Source organism: Anabaenopsis arnoldii (genome assembly GCF_028331025.1).
Taxonomy (GTDB): Bacteria; Cyanobacteriota; Cyanobacteriia; order Cyanobacteriales; family Nostocaceae; genus Anabaenopsis; species Anabaenopsis arnoldii.
On the sequence record NZ_JAQMUH010000054.1, the window covers coordinates 1 to 22764 of the forward strand.

Annotated in this window: 23 protein-coding genes; 14 read left to right on the forward strand and 9 right to left on the reverse strand. The window is 43.4% G+C overall.

Features of this window, described 5'->3' with window-relative positions; all coding sequences use genetic code 11:
- Positions 1-202: hypothetical protein (locus tag PN457_RS04205; protein WP_271731518.1), on the reverse strand; the 202-nt coding region annotated here is incomplete at its 3' end.
- A 249-nt stretch (positions 203-451) separates the two neighbouring features.
- On the opposite strand from PN457_RS04205, the gene glyS reads away from it, so the two are divergent.
- The 4 genes from glyS (at position 452) to psb32 (ending at position 6045) form a co-directional block, all read left to right on the forward strand.
- Positions 452-2602, forward strand: coding sequence for a glycine--tRNA ligase subunit beta (gene glyS, locus PN457_RS04210; protein ID WP_271731520.1), 2151 nt, complete (start codon positions 452-454; stop codon positions 2600-2602).
- Between the two features lie 132 nt (positions 2603-2734).
- Positions 2735-4108 carry a UDP-N-acetylmuramoyl-L-alanine--D-glutamate ligase gene (gene murD, locus PN457_RS04215; protein WP_271731521.1) on the forward strand — a complete coding sequence of 458 codons (1374 nt, stop codon included), beginning with the start codon at positions 2735-2737 and terminating at the stop codon, positions 4106-4108.
- Between the two features lie 74 nt (positions 4109-4182).
- Complete coding sequence (gene purM / locus PN457_RS04220) at positions 4183-5217, forward strand: phosphoribosylformylglycinamidine cyclo-ligase (RefSeq protein WP_271731543.1); 1035 nt, start codon at positions 4183-4185, stop codon at positions 5215-5217.
- Between the two features lie 96 nt (positions 5218-5313).
- Positions 5314-6045: a photosystem II repair protein Psb32 gene (psb32, locus tag PN457_RS04225; RefSeq protein ID WP_271731522.1), complete on the forward strand. Its 732-nt coding sequence runs from the start codon at positions 5314-5316 to the stop codon at positions 6043-6045.
- 2 nt (positions 6046-6047) lie between these two features.
- Here psb32 and PN457_RS04230 read toward each other — a convergent pair whose 3' ends face one another.
- The 3 genes from PN457_RS04230 to PN457_RS04240 form a co-directional block, all read right to left on the reverse strand.
- Positions 6048-6431, reverse strand: coding sequence for a DUF4346 domain-containing protein (locus tag PN457_RS04230; protein WP_271731523.1), 384 nt, complete (start codon positions 6429-6431; stop codon positions 6048-6050).
- A 440-nt stretch (positions 6432-6871) separates the two neighbouring features.
- On the reverse strand, positions 6872-7567 hold the full coding sequence (locus PN457_RS04235) for a potassium channel family protein (RefSeq protein WP_271731524.1): 696 nt from the start codon (positions 7565-7567) through the stop codon (positions 6872-6874).
- A gap of 128 nt (positions 7568-7695) precedes the next feature.
- Positions 7696-9030: a TrkH family potassium uptake protein gene (locus PN457_RS04240; RefSeq protein ID WP_271731525.1), complete on the reverse strand. Its 1335-nt coding sequence runs from the start codon at positions 9028-9030 to the stop codon at positions 7696-7698.
- A 150-nt stretch (positions 9031-9180) separates the two neighbouring features.
- On the opposite strand from PN457_RS04240, the gene PN457_RS04245 reads away from it, so the two are divergent.
- The 4 genes from PN457_RS04245 to PN457_RS04260 all read left to right on the forward strand — a co-directional run bounded on the left by PN457_RS04245 (position 9181) and on the right by PN457_RS04260 (position 12694).
- Positions 9181-10026, forward strand: coding sequence for a methyltransferase domain-containing protein (locus PN457_RS04245; RefSeq protein ID WP_271731526.1), 846 nt, complete (start codon positions 9181-9183; stop codon positions 10024-10026).
- Between the two features lie 41 nt (positions 10027-10067).
- Complete coding sequence (locus PN457_RS04250) at positions 10068-11006, forward strand: homogentisate phytyltransferase (protein ID WP_271731527.1); 939 nt, start codon at positions 10068-10070, stop codon at positions 11004-11006.
- Between the two features lie 4 nt (positions 11007-11010).
- Positions 11011-11487, forward strand: a complete 477-nt coding sequence (locus tag PN457_RS04255) for a tetratricopeptide repeat protein (protein ID WP_271731529.1) — start codon at positions 11011-11013, stop codon at positions 11485-11487.
- Between the two features lie 175 nt (positions 11488-11662).
- Positions 11663-12694 carry a hypothetical protein gene (locus PN457_RS04260; protein WP_271731530.1) on the forward strand — a complete coding sequence of 344 codons (1032 nt, stop codon included), beginning with the start codon at positions 11663-11665 and terminating at the stop codon, positions 12692-12694.
- Positions 12695-12701: 7 nt separating this feature from the next.
- Here PN457_RS04260 and PN457_RS04265 read toward each other — a convergent pair whose 3' ends face one another.
- A complete protein-coding gene (locus PN457_RS04265) occupies positions 12702-13526 on the reverse strand; it encodes a carbohydrate ABC transporter permease (protein ID WP_271731531.1) in 825 nt (274 codons plus the stop codon).
- Between the two features lie 176 nt (positions 13527-13702).
- On the opposite strand from PN457_RS04265, the gene PN457_RS04270 reads away from it, so the two are divergent.
- The 4 genes from PN457_RS04270 to PN457_RS04285 all read left to right on the forward strand — a co-directional run bounded on the left by PN457_RS04270 (position 13703) and on the right by PN457_RS04285 (position 17770).
- On the forward strand, positions 13703-14398 hold the full coding sequence (locus PN457_RS04270) for an aldehyde oxygenase (deformylating) (RefSeq protein WP_271731533.1): 696 nt from the start codon (positions 13703-13705) through the stop codon (positions 14396-14398).
- 293 nt (positions 14399-14691) lie between these two features.
- A complete protein-coding gene (locus PN457_RS04275) occupies positions 14692-15729 on the forward strand; it encodes a long-chain acyl-[acyl-carrier-protein] reductase (RefSeq protein WP_271731535.1) in 1038 nt (345 codons plus the stop codon).
- Between the two features lie 96 nt (positions 15730-15825).
- Positions 15826-16806 carry an acetyl-CoA carboxylase carboxyltransferase subunit alpha gene (locus PN457_RS04280; protein ID WP_271731537.1) on the forward strand — a complete coding sequence of 327 codons (981 nt, stop codon included), beginning with the start codon at positions 15826-15828 and terminating at the stop codon, positions 16804-16806.
- A 241-nt stretch (positions 16807-17047) separates the two neighbouring features.
- Complete coding sequence (locus tag PN457_RS04285) at positions 17048-17770, forward strand: SDR family oxidoreductase (RefSeq protein WP_271731538.1); 723 nt, start codon at positions 17048-17050, stop codon at positions 17768-17770.
- A 47-nt stretch (positions 17771-17817) separates the two neighbouring features.
- Here PN457_RS04285 and PN457_RS04290 read toward each other — a convergent pair whose 3' ends face one another.
- Positions 17818-18450 carry a phosphoribosylanthranilate isomerase gene (locus PN457_RS04290; RefSeq protein WP_271731545.1) on the reverse strand — a complete coding sequence of 211 codons (633 nt, stop codon included), beginning with the start codon at positions 18448-18450 and terminating at the stop codon, positions 17818-17820.
- A gap of 220 nt (positions 18451-18670) precedes the next feature.
- Between PN457_RS04290 and psaK the strand changes: the two genes are divergently transcribed.
- Together psaK and PN457_RS04300 are read left to right on the forward strand one after the other, a co-directional pair.
- The gene (psaK, locus tag PN457_RS04295; RefSeq protein ID WP_271731539.1) at positions 18671-18949 is read left to right on the forward strand and encodes a photosystem I reaction center subunit PsaK; all 279 of its coding nucleotides are present in this window, start codon (positions 18671-18673) and stop codon (positions 18947-18949) included.
- A gap of 218 nt (positions 18950-19167) precedes the next feature.
- Positions 19168-20361, forward strand: coding sequence for a site-2 protease family protein (locus PN457_RS04300; RefSeq protein ID WP_417006592.1), 1194 nt, complete (start codon positions 19168-19170; stop codon positions 20359-20361).
- A gap of 426 nt (positions 20362-20787) precedes the next feature.
- Here PN457_RS04300 and PN457_RS04305 read toward each other — a convergent pair whose 3' ends face one another.
- The 3 genes from PN457_RS04305 to PN457_RS04315 form a co-directional block, all read right to left on the reverse strand.
- Entirely contained in the window at positions 20788-21006 is a 219-nt protein-coding gene (locus PN457_RS04305) for a hypothetical protein (RefSeq protein WP_271731540.1), read from the reverse strand.
- 220 nt (positions 21007-21226) lie between these two features.
- Positions 21227-21952: a lipoate--protein ligase family protein gene (locus PN457_RS04310; protein ID WP_271731548.1), complete on the reverse strand. Its 726-nt coding sequence runs from the start codon at positions 21950-21952 to the stop codon at positions 21227-21229.
- Positions 21953-22115: 163 nt separating this feature from the next.
- Positions 22116-22583 carry a YbjN domain-containing protein gene (locus PN457_RS04315; RefSeq protein ID WP_271731542.1) on the reverse strand — a complete coding sequence of 156 codons (468 nt, stop codon included), beginning with the start codon at positions 22581-22583 and terminating at the stop codon, positions 22116-22118.
- Positions 22584-22764 lie beyond the last annotated feature (181 nt).

Below are 22764 nucleotides of genomic sequence, written 5' to 3' on the forward strand. Positions count from 1 at the left end.
GGGTTTTGAGGTTTTGCTGTGGGTGATTTCCCCTAGGACGGGAAGGGGTAGGAGTAATATACAGGTAATAATGGCGAGGTGGGGTTTCATGGGTGCTGGGGGTATAGGGTGTATTTATTATATCTGTTGTTAAACGCAAAGGGGCGCAAAGGTGGGCGCAAAGGTACGCAAAGGTACGCAACAGATCCCCGACTTCTTCCATAACCTAGGGAGTTATTGAATATTTGGGAGAGAAGTCGGGGATCTTGCACCCCCTCTCACAGATCCCCGACTTCTAGCTAAAGATAATCAAATAGATGATTTTCTAGTCAGATTTATCTGACTTTAGCTTTGAGACGGGGGTTTCTAACCCCCGGTTCCTTGAATTGGTGGCTTTGTGTTTGCTCGGTGAGCAAAATTAGGCTACTCACGGGTAAACTGGGAGAATTGACACCAGTTAGAAGATTTTCCTATGGCTGTATTTTTATTGGAAGTTGGTACAGAAGAATTACCCGCCAGTTTTCTAGGTGATGCCATATTACAATGGCGATCGCGCATTCCCCAAAGTTTAGAAGCTTATGGTCTCACCAGCGCCACTGTAGAAGTTTACGGTACTCCCCGGCGGTTGGCGGTGCTAATTACAGGTCTACCGTCCCAACAACCAGACCGAGAAGAAGAAATCAAAGGACCCCCCGCCCAAGCTGCTTTTAAGGATGGTAAACCCACACCAGCAGCAACTGGATTTGCCAAAAAGCAAGGTGTAGATATAGCCGCTTTCTCTATTCGTCCCACAGACAAGGGGGATTTTGTCTTTGTTAAGAAAAGCATTGCTGGTCGTCCCGTGGCGGAAATCTTGACGGAACTAGTTCCCCAGTGGATTTCTGGTTTAGAAGGTAAGCGGTTAATGCGCTGGGGTGATGGGGATATGCGGTTTTCTCGCCCCATTCGTTGGCTAGTGGCGCTGTTAGATGATGTAGTTTTACCTATAGAGTTGGTGAATGGTCACCAGACAATTACCAGCGATCGCATTTCCCGGGGTCATCGTGTTTTACATCCCCAACCTGTAAGCATTCCCCAAGCGACAGATTACGTCAACACCCTACGCCATGCTGCTGTCATTGTTGACCCCACAGAACGAGCCAAGATAATTTACAGCGAAGTAGAAGCAGCAGCCCACAAAGCCGGTGGGTCTACCGTATTTTACCCGGACTTGTTAGCAGAAGTCACCAACCTAGTAGAATACCCAACCGCCGTAGTGGGTAAGTTTGAACCAGAATTTTTGCAGTTACCCACAGAGGTAATTACAGAGGTTATGGTCACACACCAGCGTTACTTCCCCGTATTTACAGATACTCAAAGTAAAGAACTATTACCCAACTTTATCACCGTTGCCAATGGCGACCCCCATAAATCAGATATGATCGCCGTGGGCAATGAGAGGGTAATTCGTGCTAGGCTAGCAGATGGCAAGTTTTTCTACCAAGCTGATTTAGCAAAACCCTTAGAAAGCTATTTACCTCAGTTAGAAACAGTCACTTTTCAGGAAGAACTAGGTTCAATTCGGACCAAAATAGATAGAATAGTCACAATTGCTAATTACATCAGCAGCCAATTACAACTAGAAGCACAGCAAACCCAAAAAATCCAACGAGCAGCTTTATTATGTAAAGCTGACCTAGTTAGTCAAATGGTGTATGAATTCCCAGAACTCCAAGGAATTATGGGGGAAAAATACGCCTTAGCTAGTGGTGAAGATGTGGAAGTAGCTAACGCCATTGTCCAACATTACCTACCCACAGGCGCAGGGGACAGTTTACCCACAACCCTCACATCCCAAATTGTCGGTTTAGCAGATAGACTAGATACCTTAGTCAGTATCTTTGGGTTGGGTTTAATTCCCACCGGTTCCTCAGACCCCTTTGCTTTACGTCGGGCGGCAAATGCAGTAATTAATATTACTTGGTTTGCTAATTTGCCCATCAATTTAGCAAATTTATTAACCCAAATTACAGCAGACTTTGCCGCCAAATACCATAAAGACCCGCAGACATTAACCGCAGCTTTAGCAGAATTTTTCTTACAACGCATTCGCACCTTACTACAAGACGAAAAGCAAATAGACTATGACCTAGTTAACGCCGTCCTGGGAGAAAATGACCCAGAATATACACAACGAGCGTTAGAGGATTTACTAGATGTGCGCGATCGCGCCTTATATTTGCAACAAATCCGCAATGATGGTACACTCGATAAAATATACGAAACCGTCAACCGTTCCACCAGACTAGCAGCCCAAGGCGACTTAGACCAACAGCAGTTAGAACCCACCAACTTAATTCAAACGCAACTATTCCAAAAGTCATCAGAGGAATCATTCCATAACGCCCTAGTAGAATTAGTACCATCAACTCAAAAGGCAAAGGAAACCCGCAATTACCAATTGTTAATAACAGGACTAGCAAAAATTGCTCCTACCGTGGCCAGATTCTTTGATGGTGAAGATAGTGTTTTAGTCATGGACCCCAATCCCGACATCAAACGCAATCGCCTATACCTCCTAGGACTACTGCGGAACCATGCGCGGGTACTCGCTGACTTTGGTGCCATAGTGAAAAATCTTTAGCCGCGTAAATTTCCCCATTTAGGCTGAGAAATTTAACAAAACCTATCCCCGGAAGCAACAAAAAATTAGTTTAATTGTTGCCAAGAAGCGTTACCATAATTAATGCTTAACCAGGGAAATACGCTACAGTCTATGCCTAAAGCCTCAGTGATTGGGTTGGGAAAGTCCGGTATTGCTACCGCTAGATTATTAAAACGGGAAGGTTGGGAGGTAGTGTTAACTGATAGTCACACCTCTACCAACCTCCTCCAACAACAAGAACAACTTGCAGCCGAGGGAATTACCGTAAAATTAGGGTATTCCCTTGATTTAAATAGTCCGGATTTATCTGATTTAATTGTTGTCAGTCCCGGTGTACCTTGGGATATTCCCGTATTAGTCGAAGCGCGAGCATTAGGTATTGAAACCATCGGTGAAATGGAACTCGCTTGGCGACATTTGCAATCTTCCCCCTGGGTAGGCATTACCGGTACTAATGGCAAAACCACCACTACAGCTTTGATTGCGGCAATATTTCAAGCAGCTGGACTAAATGCCCCCGCCTGTGGTAATATTGGTTATGCTGCCTGTGAAGTAGCTTTATCTGAAAAATTACCTGACTGGGTAATAGCAGAAATTAGCAGTTATCAAATAGAGTCTTCATTTACCCTAGCACCCCGCATAGGTATTTGGACGACTTTTACACCAGACCATCTGGCGCGCCACAAAACTTTAGAAAATTACTACAATATTAAAGCTAAGTTATTAGTTAATTCTCATTTTCAAGTATTTAATGGTGACGACCCCTATTTAAATAAAATGGGTATTAGCCATTGGCCTGATGCCTATTGGACAAGTGTCAAAGGTGAAGATTTTTTACTGGGAAAACAAGGCTTTTATATTCAAGATGGTTGGGTAGTGGAAAAATTAGAGCCTAACCCCACACCCAAAAAAGTTATCTTAGCCTCTGCTTTGCGAATGGTGGGAGAACATAACCGCCAAAATCTGTTAATGGCGGTAGCAGCAGCTAGGTTAGCGGGAATTGAACCCCATACTATTGATACTGCTATTCGCCAATTCTCCGGGGTTCCCCATCGGTTAGAACATATTTGTACTTGGGAAGGTATTGACTTTATTAATGATAGTAAAGCCACTAATTATGATGCATCTGAAGTTGGGTTGGTTTCTGTCAACAGTCCAGCAATTTTAATTGCAGGTGGGGAAGCTAAACCTGGGGATGATACCGCCTGGTTAACTCAAATTCAAGCCAAAGCTGCGGCGGTTTTATTAATTGGGAATGCAGCATCAGCATTTGCTCAACGTCTCCAAGAAGTGGGTTATAGTAATTACGAAATTGTGGAGACCATGGATAAGGCGGTTCCGCGGTCAGCAGAATTAGCCCAACAATATCAAGCCTCCGTGGTGCTGTTATCTCCCGCTTGTGCGAGTTTTGACCAATACCCCAATTTTGAAGTACGGGGTGAGGATTTTCGTAATTTGTGTTTGGCTTGGTCTGCTGCACATTAATCTCAAATATAGTTGACTATGGACTATGAACTATGGACTAATGACTAATGACTAATGACTAATGACTAATGAGTATGGATTACCGGGATGCTGGGGTTGATGTTGAAGCGGGTAGAGCCTTTGTAGATCAAATTCGCAATTTAGTTCACAGCACTTTTAGACCGGAAGTAATCGGCGGTTTAGGTGGTTTTGGTGGTTGCTTCCAACTACCAAGCGGTTTTAAAGAACCAGTTTTGGTTTCCGGGACTGATGGTGTGGGTACAAAGTTGAAAATCGCCCAAGTTCTCAACCGCCATGATACAGTGGGCATTGATTTAGTGGCTATGTGTGTTAACGACGTGTTGACATCAGGTGCAGAACCACTGTTTTTTTTGGATTATGTGGCTACAGGTAAGTTAGAACCCCAGCAGCTCACGGAAGTGGTAGCAGGTATCGCCGCTGGGTGTAAACTGGCGGGTTGCGCTTTATTAGGGGGCGAAACCGCAGAAATGCCTGGTTTTTACCAAGTCGGTGAGTACGACTTGGCGGGGTTCTGTGTGGGAATTGTGGAAAAAAGCCAGATGTTGGATGGTTCCCAAGTAAAAGTTGGGGATGTGGCGATCGCACTTCCTAGTACTGGTGTACACAGTAATGGCTTAAGTTTAGTCCGCAAAATTGTTGACACCAACGCTTTGGCTTGGGATGAACGCCCACAGTTATTAGGTGGCCAAACCATAGGGGAAGCCTTCCTCAAACCTACACAAATTTACGTTAAGCCTGTTCTGGGAGCGCTGAAAGCTGAGTTAGAAATTCATGGTATGGCCCATATTACCGGTGGAGGCTTACCAGAGAATTTACCCAGATGTTTAGGTAAAAATCAAAGTATTCATATTCAATCTGATAGTTGGACTATTCCCCCTATATTCCAATGGCTGGCTCAGGTCGGCTCAGTTAGTGCCGAGGCAATGTACAATACTTTTAACATGGGCATTGGTTTTGTGCTGTTAGTACCACCCCATCAAGCAGAACAGACAATTAATTTCTTTCAATCACAGGATGTCTCCGCTGTGGTAATTGGTGAGGTGATCAATGGTTCTGGTACATTGACCGGTTTACCATTGTCCACATGATCAGTTATCACGAAGGCGGGATGAAATCCGCATTTAAAGACTTTAGCCTTCTGTAATGCTATCTTTTCGTATTTAAACACATTAACAGAGGATCCAATGAAACAGCTCCTTAACCCCATATTTAGCCTTAAAAAATATATAGCTCCCCTAATTGTCGTCTTGTTGATGCTCGTGCTGGGTTCTTCTGTATTTGCAACCCCGGTATTGGCTACAGGTGTATATCAAATTCCCAACCTCACCGCCAATAACTGGGTTTTAGATCAAGGTGAGATTATTAGTCGCATCAGTGAAGGTAAAATCAGCAACGCCTTTGAGGATTTGGCTAAAAAAACCGGTAACCAAGTCCGATTTGTCACCATTCGTCGCCTGGATTATGGGGAAACACCAGAAAGTTTTACTCAAGCACTCTTTGAAAAGTGGTTTCCCACTCCAGCAGAACAGGCTAATCAAATATTATTGGTACTAGATACCGTTACCAATGGTACCGCTATTCTCACAGGTGAGTCCGTTAAGTCTTTATTGACTGATGCTATTGCCGAAAGTGTAGTTACAGAAACTTTAGCTATACCATTAAGAGACGGTAACAAATACAACCAGGCATTTGTAGATGCGAGCGATCGCCTAGTTACCGTCCTCTCTGGTCAACCAGATCCCGGTCCACCGCAAGTTATGGAAACCGTACAGGTAGAAAGTACCTTTACCAAAGCCGAAGATACTGATCAAGGTAACGCCACTGCTTGGGTAGTAGGACTTTTAATTGCTGCTACCATTATCCCTATGGCTACTTACTTTGTTTACCAAGTCAACCAACCATCATCGGGAGGCTAACTTTAGTCCTGAAGATACTCTTTCCCTGTTACCAAAGCTACCTCAGCCCGGAGAAATTCCCGACCTAAATAAGACGCATGGTCTAACTTAGTCACTGGACAGGGGTGAGTTGCTTCAAAAATATTTACACAAAGTTCCTTAGCCGTCCGCCCACTAAAAACCGTTGTATGAGTTCGTTCCACTTTTCCCTTAGCAGGAATGACCTTCCCGGTTTCAGGATCGACGGCTAAACCTTGGTCGTTAATCACATTTGTGAAATGCTTGGCGTAAATTAACCCCGCGGATCGATCTAAATAGATAATGAAATATCCGCTAGGGTCAAGCTCAATGTAACGTTGGGAAAGTTTATTATCAATTGCCGCTAAATCTTCAAGTATTAAATCCATAACCATTCTAAAAAGGCAAACTTCTATCTACAGGTTTTTACACCCATATTAAGTGTAATTCCTATCAAAACATAGTGGGAGCCGGAGAACCCCTACTCTTTACAGAGGGGATGAAACGTGACTCAAAAGGATTTATCCTATCGTATCCTTAACACAAAAAGCTTTGACAAAGCATTTCTGTTCAGTTATAATAAGAAATCATCCATAAATATGGTGAAAAACCCAAAAGATGATCTGCCTAAGTAGCCACACAGCTAAATATAACCTTAGCCAAGGTGGGTAGGGGAGCTTTGACACTCCCAAAACAATGTGATTTATTTAATAGATTAAGTAAATCATATCGTAAACGTTGCGTAGCATGGCTTAGGCCTGCGTAGCAACATCAGTTTAGAATCCCCTGTGTTTCAACCAGGGGAGATGTCAAGTTCAACTTATCTGATTTAAATTGGCAAGCGATTAATATCTTTGTTATGACCAATTACTACCATTGCTGTACCACGCTCTAATCGCTTAGTAGGTTCGGGATTGATTTTAAATTTGCCATCCTGACTCACGGCTAATAAATTCAAGCCATAACGGTTACGCAGTTGCAGATCAGAGATAGTTTTACCATGAAATTCATCAGGGACAATCATCTCCACAATACTATTCTCTGGGTCAAGGTCAAATCGGTCTAGAATAGATGGTTTAGTTAGTGAGCGTGCTAGGGCGCAACCAGCTTCATATTCCGGGAAAACTACATGATCAGCACCCACTCGTTTTAACAGCTTACGGTGAACTTCACTAGAAGCTTTAGCCACCACATGAGGAACACCTCCCTCTTTGACATTCAAGGTAGTAATAATACTTTCTTGAATGTAGTTACCAATAGCTATGATTACTGTATCAAACTCAAACATCCCCGCCTCTTTGAGTGCTGCGGGTTCCGTTGAGTCTAGCTGTAAAGCATGACCAACTATCTCCTCATGTAATGCTTCTGATACTAGCTTTTCGTCAACATCTGTTGCTAGTACTTGGTAACCCAACTTATGTAATGTTGAACATACAGACCTACCAAAACGACCTAACCCAATTACAGCAAATTGGTGGTTATCTCGACGCAAACTGCGAAAAAAGCCTATAGATGACAGATTCACATTTGTTATCCTTATTTTTACGCCCCGACAACAGGGTAAGAATAGGCACAGTAAAATTAGTGAAAAGTTTTACTTTTTTGCCTACTCATTCATATTTTATCAGGTGAAGTTGCTGCCATCGCTTCCCCTTATCCTACCAGTAAATTTTCTTCAGGATAGTGTACCCTACTGGGGCGGGGGTCTCCCAACATAGCAGCCATCAACAGTAAAACACCCACTCGTCCCACATACATTGTGACGATTAAAATCAGCTTGGCTGGTACTGAGACGCTACTAGTGATACCCGTAGACAGACCCACAGTAGCAAAGGCTGATACAACCTCAAACAAAAGTTCAATAAAACTCAATGTTGGATCTGTCAAAGAAATTAAAGTAGTTGATAACACAAGCATACCTACAGAACCAACTAAAACACCAACGGCTTTTAAAATTAAAGATATTGCTATTTTACGTTCATATAATAAAACCTCTTCCTTGCCTTGGAGAATTGATTTAGTACAGCTGGTGAGCACCCTTAAGGTTGTAGTTTTAATACCTCCTCCCGTCCCGCCAGGACTAGCACCAATAAACATAAAGGCAATGGTAATAAACAGACCAGCCGATGTCATTTTACCGATATCAATGGTATTAAAACCAGCCGTTCTGGTAGTGACAGATTGGAACCAAGCTGATAGTAACTGCCCCGGTAAATTAACTAAACCTAATGTTGCTGTATTTTTTATTTCTATGGCAAAAAACGCCATTGTTCCTAGACATAGCAATAATATTGTTGTACTAGCTGCTACTTTAAAATCTAGAGAAAATACTAGACTTTGCGGTTTCCTCAGCAGGCGATCGCGTAACCAAAGATACATTTCTAAGATGACCTGATAACCAATACCGCCAAAAATTATCAACATTGTAATTGTAAACACTACCAAGAAAGATGACTGATATCCCATTAAGCTGTCTGGGAATAAACTAAAACCGGCATTATTCCAAGCCGAAATACTATGAAAAATAGCCAGCCAAATTCCTGTACCCCAGCCATAATCAGGAACAAACGCCGGTACAAGTAAGAAAATACCTGTAATTTCAAAAATCATAGTTGTGGCAATAATTGACCGGATAACTTGGGCGCTACCACTCATTCCCGGTCGGTCTAAAGTTCGTTGGATGGCGATTTTTTGCCGCAGGTTAAATTTCCGCCCCACCAGCATAATTAGAAAGGTGGTGGTTGTCATATACCCCAACCCACCAATTTGAGCCAACAGCAGAATACACAACTGACCCCAAAAAGAAAAATCTGTACCAGTATCAACTACAGCCAAGCCAGTGACGCAAACGGCGGAAGTGGCAGTAAATAGCGCCACAATCGGGTCATTCCAACTACCACTGCTAGTAGAAAAAGGCATCATCAGCAGGATAGTCCCCACGGTGATGACAGCTAAAAATCCCAAGCAAACTGTGCGAGAAACGGTCATAAACAGATAAATACTTACAAATTCTTCTAGAAACCATAGACTCTGTTAACAGCCCTGGAAGAAAAAACACTATTATTCAAATAAAAACACACATGGTAGCCTACGAGTATGTTTATTTAAATTCGGCATTGTTTTAACACTGCTTTCATCATGAGTGAAACTCTTTACCAAAAAATACAGCAATTTTATGATGCTTCCTCTGGTCTGTGGGAACAGATTTGGGGCGAACATATGCACCATGGCTACTACGGTGTAGATGGTCAGGAACAACAGAAAAACCGCCGACAGGCTCAAATTGATTTAATCGAAGAAGTCCTCAACTGGTCTGGGGTGCAGACCGCAGAAAATATTCTCGATGTGGGTTGTGGTATTGGCGGTAGTTCTCTTTACTTGGCAGGTAAGTTTAATGCCCAAGCCACAGGAATTACTTTGAGTCCCGTACAAGCCGCTAGAGCCAAGGAACGCGCCCAAGATGCCGGTTTGAGTGGTAGGACTCAATTTCAAGTCGCAGACGCGCAAGCAATGCCTTTTCCTGATGATTCCTTTGACTTAGTATGGTCACTAGAAAGTGGCGAACATATGCCGGATAAAACTAAGTTTTTGCAAGAGTGCTATCGAGTCTTGAAACCAGGTGGTAAGCTGATTCTAGTCACCTGGTGTCATCGTCCCACCCAGAATGCACCATTGACAGCAGATGAACAAAAGCATTTACAAGATATTTATCGCGTCTATTGTCTACCTTACGTGATTTCCTTACCGGAATATGAGGCGATCGCCCGTCAACTACCATTAAACCATCTTCGCACTGCTGATTGGTCAACAGCCGTGGCTCCATTTTGGAATATTGTCATTGATTCGGCCTTCACCCCCCAGGCGATTTTTGGCTTACTTACTTCTGGTTGGACAACTATTCAAGGCGCATTATCACTGGGATTAATGCGTGATGGTTATCAGCGTGGCTTGATTCGCTTTGGGTTGTTATCCGGTAACAAGTAGGGGGAAAATTCTCATTTACCATTCCTTTATCTATAACTTTCATGAGTCAAATTTCTCCCAATGCTGCTAATTTTTCCAAGAACTGGGCTTATGCCTTTTGGAAGTTTTCCCGCCCACACACAATTATTGGTACAAGTTTGAGTGTGTGGGGCTTGTATTTGATTGCGGTTGCTATCTCCTCTGTGGGTTTTTCCCTTGTGCAACTCATTTCTGTTCTGGGTGCGTGGATTGCCTGTTTATGTGGCAATGTTTATATTGTGGGTTTGAATCAACTCCAAGATGTGGAAATTGACAAGATTAATAAACCTCATTTACCCCTAGCATCCGGGGAATTTTCTCGCCAGCAAGGTCAGTTAATTGTCATAGTTATGGGTATTTTAGCCCTAGTTGTAGCTGGGCTAACTGGGCCTTTTCTCTTGGGGATGGTGGCTGTGAGTTTGGTAATTGGTACGGCTTATTCTTTACCACCCATTCGCCTAAAGCGATTTCCCTTCTGGGCCGCACTGTGTATTTTTTCAGTGCGGGGAACTATTGTGAATTTGGGGCTATTTTTGCATTTTAATGCAGCATTAGAACAAAAACCAGGAATTCCCTTGGCGGTTTGGGTGCTGACAATCTTTATCTTGGTGTTTACCTTTGCCATCGCTATCTTTAAAGATATCCCTGATATAGAAGGCGATCGCCTTTACAATATCAATACTTTCACCATCGCACTCGGCCCACAAGCAGTATTTAATTTGGCCCTATGGGTGCTAACTTTTTGCTATTTGGGTGTCACTCTAGTTGGTGTAATGGGTTTTACCGCCATTAACCCAGTATTTTTGGTGGTTAGTCATCTAGTAGTCCTGGCGGGGATGTGGATGCGAAGTTTAGCCGTAGACTTACAAGACAAAACTGCGATCGCGCAATTCTACCAATTTATCTGGAAACTTTTTTACCTCGAATATATCATGTTCCCTCTTGCCTGTCTTTTAGGGTAAAATTATGCTAGAAACTTTAAAAATACCTGATATTCTGGCCGTAACCTCAGTTATTGTCGCTATCCTCATTCTGGGTTATTTCTCTTGGAAAACCTTAATTACCTCCAACGCTTTCCAAAAAGGGGTAAATCTTTATCAACAAAAAGACTATGAGGGTGCAAAAGCAGCTTTTGTGCGGGTAATTTCTCTCAACTCCACTAATGATGTCGTGCGCTTACTCTTGGGAGATATTTTCAAGGAGCAAGGCAATGTCAAACAAGCAACAGAATTATATCAAGAAGTGATTCGCCGCAGTCCTAAAAATCCAGATGCCTATTTGCGTTTAGCAAATGTTTTCATGGATGCAAATCAGCTAGAGTCAGCCACAATCAATTTACAACAAGCACAAGCCTTATTGCAAAAACAGCGTCAACCCCAAAGGGCTGAAAAAATTAGTCATCTATTGCAGAAAATTACCGCTAAATCTGGTAATCCAGTCTAGTTTGAATGAACATTGTTCCCCGCTCCTCCCCGTCCTGAGTGAGTAGCGTGGGTAAACTTCCTCAGTGCCCTTGTGTATTCAAGGTATTGTGGGGAGTTTCAAAAAGTGTGTAATAATTAAGCCGATATGCTTGCAGCAGCGCTTCGCTATCGCATCCACTAGTTACCTATCAACTGTGCAAAATACCGAATATATCGACGACCTAGCAGCGGCTTTGCAACAACCAGCCGACCTCAGCTTTGAACTACCAGACCCAGAAGATGAAGAAATATTAGACTCAGAATTTCAACAACAGCTAGATGTAGCTTGGCAGGTATGCGATCGCTTTGACCTGCAAACAGAAATCTGGCGGGGGCGAATTTTAAGGGCTATCCGCGATCGAGAGAAAAGAGGAGGCGACGGACGGGGTACGGGATTTCTCAAATGGCTCAAAGAACGGGAAATTAGCAAAAGTCAAGCATACGCCTGGATTCAGCTGGCTAACAGTGCTGATACTCTCCTCGAAGAAGGAAAATTAGACCCTAAATCGGTGAATAACTTTAGCAAAAGGGCATTTATCGAAACCTCTAAGGCTGTCCCAGAAGTTCAGCAGATGGTAAGTGAAGCGGCGCAAAAAGGTGACCAGATCACCAGGCGAGAAGTGCGCCAACTCACCGATGAATGGACCGCCATGTCTTCAGAATTACTACCAGAACCAGTGAAGGTAAAAGCCGCGGAAAACTCCCTTCCCGCCCGCTACATTGCCCCCCTGGTGAAGGAAATGGAAAAACTACCAGAATCACACCAACGGGTGATTCAAGCAGAAATTGCGACTAACCCAGATGTCGATACTCTCAAGCAGGTAACTTCAGAAGCCCGTCACCTGGCTAAATATCTCAAGGGAGCCGCCCAAGTCCAAGCACTTACCCAGGCAGATATTGACATTGAAACCGCCCTGGAAGAAGCCCAAAGAATCGGCTGTTTGAGTCTAGCTGCGGACTTGGTTAATCAAGCATCACAAATAGAACAAACAATTGCCAAGTTGTACATGAATTGGAAGCGCATCGCTAACTTAGCAGACCGGCTCTATGTAGATACTGGTGCTAGTACACCCCAGTTGCGATCGCTCCTGACTTGCATCGAACCTCTGGGTGGTGAAGTCATGGAACTACAGCTCAGTGGTGCTACTCAACACACCATCCGCGTACAAATCCAGGAAACGAATTAGCCCATACTCAATTCTTAATCCCTGTGGCGGCTATACCACGAATAAACTGACGCTGGCCGATGAGGAATAAGACTATTACCGGTACGGTGGCTATAGTCACCGCCGCCATCATCAAAGGCCAATTATTTGTGAATTGTTCTTGAAACTCTGCTAAGGCTAATTGCACTGTTCTCAATTCCGGTCTGGTTGTAAATACCAACGGTTTAAACAAATCGTTCCATTCGGCAATAAAGGTAAACAGAAACAGTGTGACTAAGGCTGGACGGGCTAAAGGTAACATGACTCGCCATAAAATTTGCAGTCGGTTCGCTCCGTCTATGCTTGCTGCTTCTTCCAACTCTACGGGAATTGTTTGGAAATACTGACGTAATAGGAAAATCCCAAAGCCATTGACAGCAGTTGGTAAAATCAGCGCCCCATAAGTATTAATCAGGTGTCCCCACTTTAAAACTAAGAAGATGGGAATCACCAGTAATTGGAAGGGAATTACTAAAGTGGCCAAAACAACCACTAACAGCGCTTGTTTACCACGAAATTTCAATCTGGCCAAGGCGTAACCCGCTAAGGCAGAAGTGACCATTTGAAAGGCTGTCACAGCGATCGCCACTAAGGTAGAATTAGCAAACGCTAGTAAAAATTGACCCCGCTGCCAGGCATCGCGGTAATTAGCTAAAGACCAGTTAGTTTTGGCTGAAATTTCTACAGTAGCTCCCGGAGGTGCAAAAGAGGTGAGGAAGACCACTAGCAAGGGGAATAGGACAATAAATGCCCCCAATAGCAGCACTCCTAGGCGCAAAAAATTGCCAGATTTTAGATTCCAAGGTTTAGGCATGAGTTGTGCATCCAAGCTTTGTTTTCTACTACTAGAGCATCGTCCCCAGCAAGAGTTAATCTATAACATAGTGACTTGTTAAGTTAAATTAAACCATAGTGATGATTACCCTAAATCTATCAGGGACAATCAAATTTTTGTATCAAATGATTCAAGTTTACCGGAGTAAACACACCATGCAACAACTTACAGCCGAGTTAGAAATTGATTTCCACAGTGAAGAATACAAAGATGCTTACAGTCGCATCAATGCTATTGTCATTGAGGGGGAACAAGAAGCTTATGAAAATTACATCACATTGGCTCAAATGCTCCCAGACTGTAAAGATGAACTCATTCGTTTATCTAAAATGGAAAATCGCCACAAAAAGGGTTTTGAGGCTTGTGGGCGTAATCTAAAAGTTACACCAAATATGGAGTTTGCTCAGGAGTTCTTCGCTCAACTCCACGCCAATTTCCAAACAGCCGCAGCTGAGGGTAAAGTGGTGACTTGCTTGCTGATTCAGTCTTTGATTATTGAATGCTTTGCGATCGCAGCATATAACATTTACATTCCCGTTGCCGATGACTTTGCCCGTAAAATCACTGAGGGAGTAGTCAAAGATGAGTATAGTCACCTCAACTTTGGAGAGGTGTGGTTGAAAGAAAACTTTACAGAATCGAAAGCTGAATTAGAAGCAGCCAACCGCCAAAACCTACCCATTGTTTGGAAAATGCTCAACCAGGTAGAAGATGATGCCCACGTCTTGGCCATGGAAAAAGAAGCTTTAGTAGAAGACTTCATGATTCAATACGGTGAAGCATTGAGTAACATTGGATTCACGACGAGGGACATTATGCGGATGTCTGCCTATGGACTCACAGCCGCTTAATAAGTGCCTAGGGGCAGGCAAAATACGGAATTTAAAATACTTACCGGAATTTAGCACTGCCTAGTTTTATCCGTGATGCATCTTACGCTTTGTGTCATCCTTGTGAAAGTGATATCAAGAAACCAGAATACATTAAGATTTTCTTAATGAAGAATTACTTTTCCCCGGTATTTCCGTTGGCCTAGGGTTTCCGAAGCAAAAAAGAAAAAGGCAATATTACTAATTGCTTGGTATTTAGTTCTTCCCCACTTATTCAACGCTTTCGACAAAGCATACGCCTAATACATCAATACATGTTTGGTCTAATTGGACATTTGACTAGTTTAGAACACGCCCAAGCGGTAGCCCAAGAATTGGGTTACCCAGAATATGCCGATCAAGGGTTAGATTTTTGGTGCAGCGCCCCGCCCCAAATTGTCGATGAAATCACGGTTACCAGTGTAACTGGGCAGACAATCCAAGGACGGTATGTAGAATCTTGTTTTTTGCCGGAAATGCTAGCCAATCGGCGCATAAAGGCAGCAACACGCAAAATTCTCAACGCCATGGCTCATGCTCAAAAGCATGGCATAAATATTACTGCCTTGGGGGGATTTTCCTCAATTATTTTTGAAAACTTTAAATTGGAGCAATTTAGGCAAGTCCGCAACATCAAACTAGAGTTTGAACGCTTCACCACCGGGAATACTCACACAGCCTACGTCATTTGTCGCCAGGTGGAACAAGCGTCAAAACAAATAGGAATTGATTTGTCGAAAGCGACTGTTGCTATATGTGGCGCTACTGGAGATATTGGCAGTGCAGTGACACGCTGGCTTAATATCAGAACAGATGTCAAAGAACTTTTGCTCATCGCCCGTAACCATGAACGTCTAACAGAGTTACAAGCCGAATTGGGAAGGGGGAAAATTATGGGTTTAGATGAAGCACTCCCCCAAGCTGATATCGTCGTTTGGGTCGCCAGTATGCCCAAAGGTCTGGAAATTGATTTTCAAGTCTTGAAGCAGCCTTGTTTGCTGATTGACGGTGGCTATCCGAAAAATTTAGCTACTAAAATTCAGCAGAGTGGGGTTCATGTGCTAAACGGTGGCATCGTGGAACATTCTCTCGATATTGACTGGAAAATTATGAAAATAGTCAATATGGATGTTCCCACACGCCAGTTGTTCGCTTGCTTTGCTGAATCAATGCTGCTTGAATTTGAGAAGTTGTACACGAACTTTTCTTGGGGGCGCAATCAGATTACCGTAGACAAAATGGAGCAGATTGGTCAAGCATCTATAAAACACGGGTTTAGACCACTGCTAGTTGAGTCATTAGTGCTTAACTAGTGACTGGAAATGCCTATAGTCAGCCCCAACATCCCCACCCTATGCCCCGCCCTGAAGGACGGGGAAAATTAACACTCAAAACTCTGAATTTGTAAGATGCCAACTACCGAGCGCAAACCACTACTGTTAGATTTTGAAAAGCCACTAGCAGAACTGGCAAACCGAATTGATCAGATTCGGCAACTGGCAGCAGAAAATGGCGTTGATGTTTCTGGTGAAATTCGCAAATTAGAAACACGGGCTATGCAACTACGGGAAGAAATTTTTAGTAATTTATCGCCTTCCCAACGTCTGCAAGTTGCTCGTCATCCTCGTCGCCCTAGTACACTTGACTATATCCAGTCCATCAGTGATGAGTGGATGGAGTTACACGGCGATCGCTGCGGTGGCGACGATCCGGCTTTAGTTGGTGGTGTAGGTCGTTTGGGCGGGCAGCCAGTGGTGATGTTAGGTCATCAAAAAGGCCGCGACACCAAGGATAATGTCGCCCGGAATTTCGGTATGGCTTCCCCCGGTGGTTACCGGAAAGCCCTGCGCTTGATGGAACACGCTCACAAGTTTGGGATGCCGATTATAACTTTCATCGACACCCCAGGGGCTTGGGCGGGTATAGAAGCTGAACATCAAGGTCAAGGAGAAGCCATCGCCTATAATTTACGGGAAATGTTTTGTTTTGATGTGCCCATTATCTGCACAGTCATCGGCGAAGGTGGATCTGGTGGCGCTTTAGGTATTGGTGTGGGCGATCGCCTGATGATGTTTGAACACGCCGTTTATACCGTTGCCACCCCGGAAGCCTGCGCGGCGATTTTGTGGAAAGATGCCAGCAAATCCCCCCAAGCAGCTGTGGCTTTAAAAATCATTTCCCACGACCTAAAAAACTTGGGTATCATTGACGAGATATTACCTGAACCCATTGGTGGCGCTCATTCCGATCCCCTAGAAGCGGCCAGAACTCTTAAGCAAAGCTTATTAGACAACTTGGAAGAACTCAACCGCTTAACATCTCAAGAGCGCCGGCAACTGCGCTATGAAAAATTTCGCAAAATTGGTGTTTTTACTGAATCTATCCACTGATACCACCAGAAAATCACCCCATTGCTCATCGGCAATGCTATAATACCTATGGCTACCCAAAGATGGTTAAAAATTTCAACAGCCATAGGTTTTTTGTATTTTTAGCAAATCAACTGGATTTAGCGGGTGGTTTGTCTGTTCTTTAGTAATCACTGATCATTTACTAAAAATTGCTTGCTGAAAATTACTTTAACAAGCCCCAAAATTTCCATAATTAGTTGCGCAAAAATTTGGAGAAAGCATGAGTTGGGAAAAACGACGCGCCCTAATTACTGGGGCTAGTAGTGGAATTGGCAAAGCAACGGCATTAGCCTTTGCCAAAGCGGGAATTGATGTCGCTTTAGTCAGCCGTTCTTTAGACAAGTTGGAGATAGTAGCCGCAGCAGCTAGGGATACAGGAGTAGCAGCCAAGGCTTACCCTGTGGATTTGGCTAATGTCTCTCAAGTAAAAGCAGCAATTCAAGACATCGCCCTTGATTTTGGCGGCATAGATATCTTAGTCAACAATGCCGGTATAGCATACACAGCAAACTTAAGTGAAACCCCCCTAAAAGATTGGCAGCAAGTCATTAACTTGAACCTCACCAGCGTATTTGAATGCTGTATGGCTATCTTGCCGGGAATGAGACAAGCAAAACAAGGTATGATTATTAACGTCGCCTCCATTGCCGGAAAGCAAGCTTTTCCGGGTTGGGGAGCTTATAGCGTCAGTAAAGCGGGCTTACTGGCCTTGAGTCAAACCCTAGCACAAGAAGAACGCAGCCATGGGATTCGGGTCACTGCAATTTGCCCTGGTGCTGTGAATACGGAATTGTGGGATACAGACACCGTACAGTCGGATTTTGACCGTTCAAAAATGTTAACGCCAGAAATCGTTGCTCAGTCAATTCTCTACACAGCCTTACTACCACAGCAAGCTGTCATTGATGAATTAACCCTCATGCCCAGTGCTGGCGCTCTTTAAACTCTAAAATCTTGAGTACTGGGTATTTATTTAACTCAGGTGGGTGATCAAAATGGTCTCCCTAATATCTCAAACAGCAGCGCCACTTTGTTTAAATCTTTATCTCCTGGTTTAATTTCTACACCGCTAGATAAATCTATCCCATCGGGTTTGACTTGACTTAATGCAGCTACTATATTATCTGGGGTTAGTCCCCCAGCTAATAACCAAGGACAATTAGGTCTAAATTTCTCTAACATTTCCCAGTCTAAAGTTTGTCCAGTACCTCCTAATTGTTGGGGATGATAGGCATCTAGTAGTATTGTGTCTATATGGTCTGTATAGTTGGCTGTTGCCATGAGGTTCTCTAAACTGCGAATTCTAAAGGCTTTGATGATTTCGATATTGGGCAGACTTTGACGTAAAATACAGCAAAACTCCGGGGTTTCGTCCGCGTGTAACTGTACACCAGTCAATCCAGCACTCTTGACTATCTGGATAATTTCAGGAATGCTAGCCTTGGCAAAAACCCCGATTTTGTCAATATTTGCCGGTAATTGCGCCACCGCCGCCTGAATTTGCTCTGGGGTAACATAGCGGGGCGATGTGGGTACACATATAAATCCTAGTGCGGTTGCACCTAGGGAAGCGATCGCTACAGACTGTTGTGGTTGAGTAATACCGCAAATTTTTACCCGCATATGAATTTTATCTACAAGATATAGCATTTCCCATGCTCGTGAGGTACAATTTTTTTAGTTTGAGGGAACAGGGAACACCGGAACAGGGAACAGGGAATTGGTGTGTACTTCATGAGCCTGAAAAAGGCTATAAATACTAACCTAACCTTTGAGGGAGGATGGAGAAACTTTTTCAGGAGCAGTATAGCTACATTAGCTTGTTTATCCCTGACAAAGAACTATGATCTCATCAATCTTATTAACAGTTCAAGTGACGGTTCCCAACACTGGTACTACATCGAATTGGATTGCTACTGCTATTATTATTGGCAGTTGTCTGTTATGTCTTTTAATTATTCCCCGCACTATTAGTTACCCACAGGTGGGTAATAAAATGCCTTTACCTTTGTCGGGACTGTTCAATAATCCTAGTATTGGCTGCTTCTTGGCGGCTATGAGTGCTGGTCATATCATTGGTGTGGGTGCGGTTTTGGGACTGACTAATCTGGGTATTATTTAATTTTGTTTCTGTCTACATTAGCCCCAAGTATTGGGAATCTAGGTCAATCGGATATCACACGACGGAAATCCCCACCCTCAGTCATTTGTACTGGGGGTTAGTTATATGTCAACCTAGAAGTAAGGTATCTGGTTGTCCCTCATCACACACACAAATATGTTGACGGTTAACTGCTGGCGGTTGACAGTTATCAGTGAACACTCAACTAGGACAAGATCATGCAAAGTTGGAAAATTGGCTCTTTATTTGGCATCCCACTATTTTTAGATCCACTATGGTTTATAGTTTTAGGGTTAGCTACCCTTAACTTTAGTATGGCTTACCAGCAATGGGGTACTACCATCGCTTGGAGTGCGGGGATAGTCATGGCGCTACTGCTGTTTACTTCAGTATTATTACATGAGTTGGGTCACAGCTTGGCAGCGCGATCGCAAGGCATTAAAGTTAATTCTATTACTCTATTTCTCTTTGGTGGTATTGCGGCTATAGAAGAGGAATCAAAAACCCCCGCTAAGGCGTTTCAAGTCGCCATCGCTGGGCCTTTGGTAAGTATTGCCCTATTTTTGCTGTTTAGTATAACCACTAACATTACACCGGCAACTAGCCCTGTGTCGGCTATGGTTACAGATTTGGCAAGAATTAATTTAGTTGTCGCCCTGTTTAACCTCATTCCCGGTTTACCTCTAGATGGCGGACAAGTATTGAAGGCTGCGGTGTGGCAAATGACAGGAGACCGCTTTCAAGCTGTACACTGGGCTGCGAGGGCTGGGCAAATTTTAGGTTACAGTGCGATCGCCTTGGGATTTGTTGTAGACTTTTTGACTAGCGAGTTAATTACTGGCTTATGGATTGCTTTAATTGGTTGGTTTGCTGTGCGTAATGCTAACAGCTATGACCGTGTAACTACCTTACAAGAAACTTTGCTGAAGTTATTAGCCAGGGATGCGATGACTCGTGATTTCCGCGTAGTTGATGCGGGTCAAAGTTTACGTAATTTTGCTGATTCTTACCTATTGGATACTAACGCCGCCAATATCTACTTTGCTGTAGCTGATGGGCGTTATCAGGGTATGGTTAGTATTGATGATTTACGCCTGGTAGAAAGAGGTGAATGGGAAAACCGCACTCTACAAACTATAGTGCATCCCTTAGCAGAAATCCCCTGCGTAGCTGAATCGACTTCTTTCGCTGAGGTGATTAACAAGCTGGAAAATGAGCATTTACCGCGAATTACCGTGCTTTCGCCAGCTGGTACAGTTGCGGGTGTGATTGACCGGGGGGATATTGTGCGGGAGTTGGCGCAAAAATTAAATTTACGCCTTACTGATGAGGATGTTCAGCGTATTAAGGAAGATGGTAGCTATCCCCCAGGGTTGCAATTAGGAACAATTGCTAAGTCAATTACACATTAGAGGTTGTTTGTCAAGTATTAAACAGGTAATTTTTATTTTAGGGAACAGGGAATGGGGAACACCGGAACAGGGAACAGGGAATGGGGAATGGGGAATGGGGAATGGGGAACCGAAACAATCAAATCCAATCCCCTCCCCTGACAAGGACAAGACTTGGTGGACAAGGTGGACAAGGTGACCACCGGAGAAAACCAGTACAAAGTCTGTATTCTTGGTAAGAAAAATAGCCCCTTAAAAGACCATTGTCCGTATAAAATCTTCCTTGTCCACTTTCCTTCCTTGTCTTCGGTGGTCTTGCCTTCACAGATCATATTAAAAACCTACCCTTGTAAGGAAGGGGGTGGGGTTAAATAATATTAGATACACTAATTATGACTTTGCAAACATCCTCTTAGAGGTGATTTACCTTAATTCTGCTGTATTGTTTCAAGTTTCCCCATTAAAGAAGTTGCTGAGAAGTTCTGGAAGCTTGTTGATTTCTTGTATCAGGTCGTCGGGACTAAAACCAAAGGTATTCAAAATCACGATGATCACAAAAACAGCGATCGCACTACTAATAAATGTTTTTAATACTTTAAACAATGCCCGGAAAATAATCAAGGCGACAATTACAGCAGCAACGAGAATGATGATATTAGTTGGCATTTTCGTGATAAATAATTGCTTGCAGATTCGGGATAAAATATGATCTTGCCTTTTTCAGGCTCATGAAGTACACACCAATTCCCTATTCCCTGTTCCCTATTCCCTGTTCCGGTGTTCCGGTGTTCCCTCAAACTAAAAAAAATTGTACCTCACGAGCATGGTAAATGCTATAATAGTAAACACAGTTTTATTGGTAGTCAATAAAATTCTGCCTTGGGGTTTAAATTTTGGCGGTAATTTCCCCCCATTCAGACAGAGAAAGGGGTTGTACTTGTATCTCCATAGCAAAACAATTACAAGCGGCGGTAATCAAGGCGCTGATAATTGTATCTAGACTCAAATTACCAGGAAGTTCTATAGTAGTGATAGGTTCTGTACCAAACACCTGAGTAAACAATTGAGCATCCTGGTGTAAAGGCATTGAACCATGTTGGAGAATTACCCCACCTTTTTGTACTTGGGCGCTACCAATCAGTTTAGCACCATTGGGTAACAGTAAATCTGCACTTGTCGCCGTACCAAAACAGTTAGGGTTGTGGATATAGCCCCGCCCTGCAGTACCATAGGACAATTCCACACCAAGCGATCGCCATCCTTGAATTAAAAACTCACAAATTTTCTCATATATCTGTAGACGATTACCAGTAATGCCCGAAGTAACCACAGTATAAGTTAAATCACCTTGATGTAACACAGCCCTACCACCAGTAGGACGGCGCACCAAGTCTAACTGCTGTCCTCGCCAAATCAAATTCTGCCACAATTCCGGGTATTGGCGTTGGTGATAGCCCAGAGAAATAGCAGGTGGCGACCAGGTGTAAAATCGCAGAGTTGGGGGATGGTCTCCAGATTTATGCTGTTCTAACAACCATCTGTCAATAGCCATCTGCACATCCCCCGCAGCTTCTAACCAAGGAATTAGTCGCCACACCTGCGGACTATGCAAGTTTTCAATTGGGTTCAACACTGATATTTAGAGAGTTGCAAAAAAGACAATTTATCACGAAAATCCCAGGACTCGCAGCCAAAACCCGAAAAAATCCTGGGTAAATCCTGTGGAGTGGGTATACTACCCGCCTTACATAAGTAAGCTGCTATAACAGACAATCCTAGGCAGAACCATACTCAGATTGCAAAACTTCATCATTCTCATCAGCAATAGTTGCCACAATGGTAATCAACCGTGAGACCTCCGCAGGAGATAAATCTTCCAGAGTGCGTGTTGATATCACCACTACCTGACTTTCAACAATACCAAAACGGGCTTCTAAAGTGCTAGAGCAGTTCATTTCCAAAAGATGACGCATTAACTTAGCCTCATCCCGAGCAGGTAACTTAAGCACCGCCGACCAAACCGTGATAGTATCATCGTCGTTTTGTCCATTCAATTGGACAAATACGTCCACAGTCCCGTACCTAAATTTCCAGAGATAACCTCCTCCTGACGGGTGACTAACCATAGCGCTATCATCTTGTTCTAGAGATTCAATGACATTTTCAATGACTTCTATGTGGTTAATAGTCACCGTCTCTGGGTTGAGTTCATCACTGATGAGGGTTTCTTGGTAGTTTGTCATATATATTTTTTCCTCAAGATAGTTATTTCTGCATCTACACATAGTTCCAAAAAACATAGACAAATATCTCATGCCTTTCGTTTGTCGGGAATAAGCCCGACAGGGCGAACTACAACGCCCTCTATCCCTAGACTAAATGCTGTCGGGACTACTTTACGTAAAATATTCAAACTACCATTAA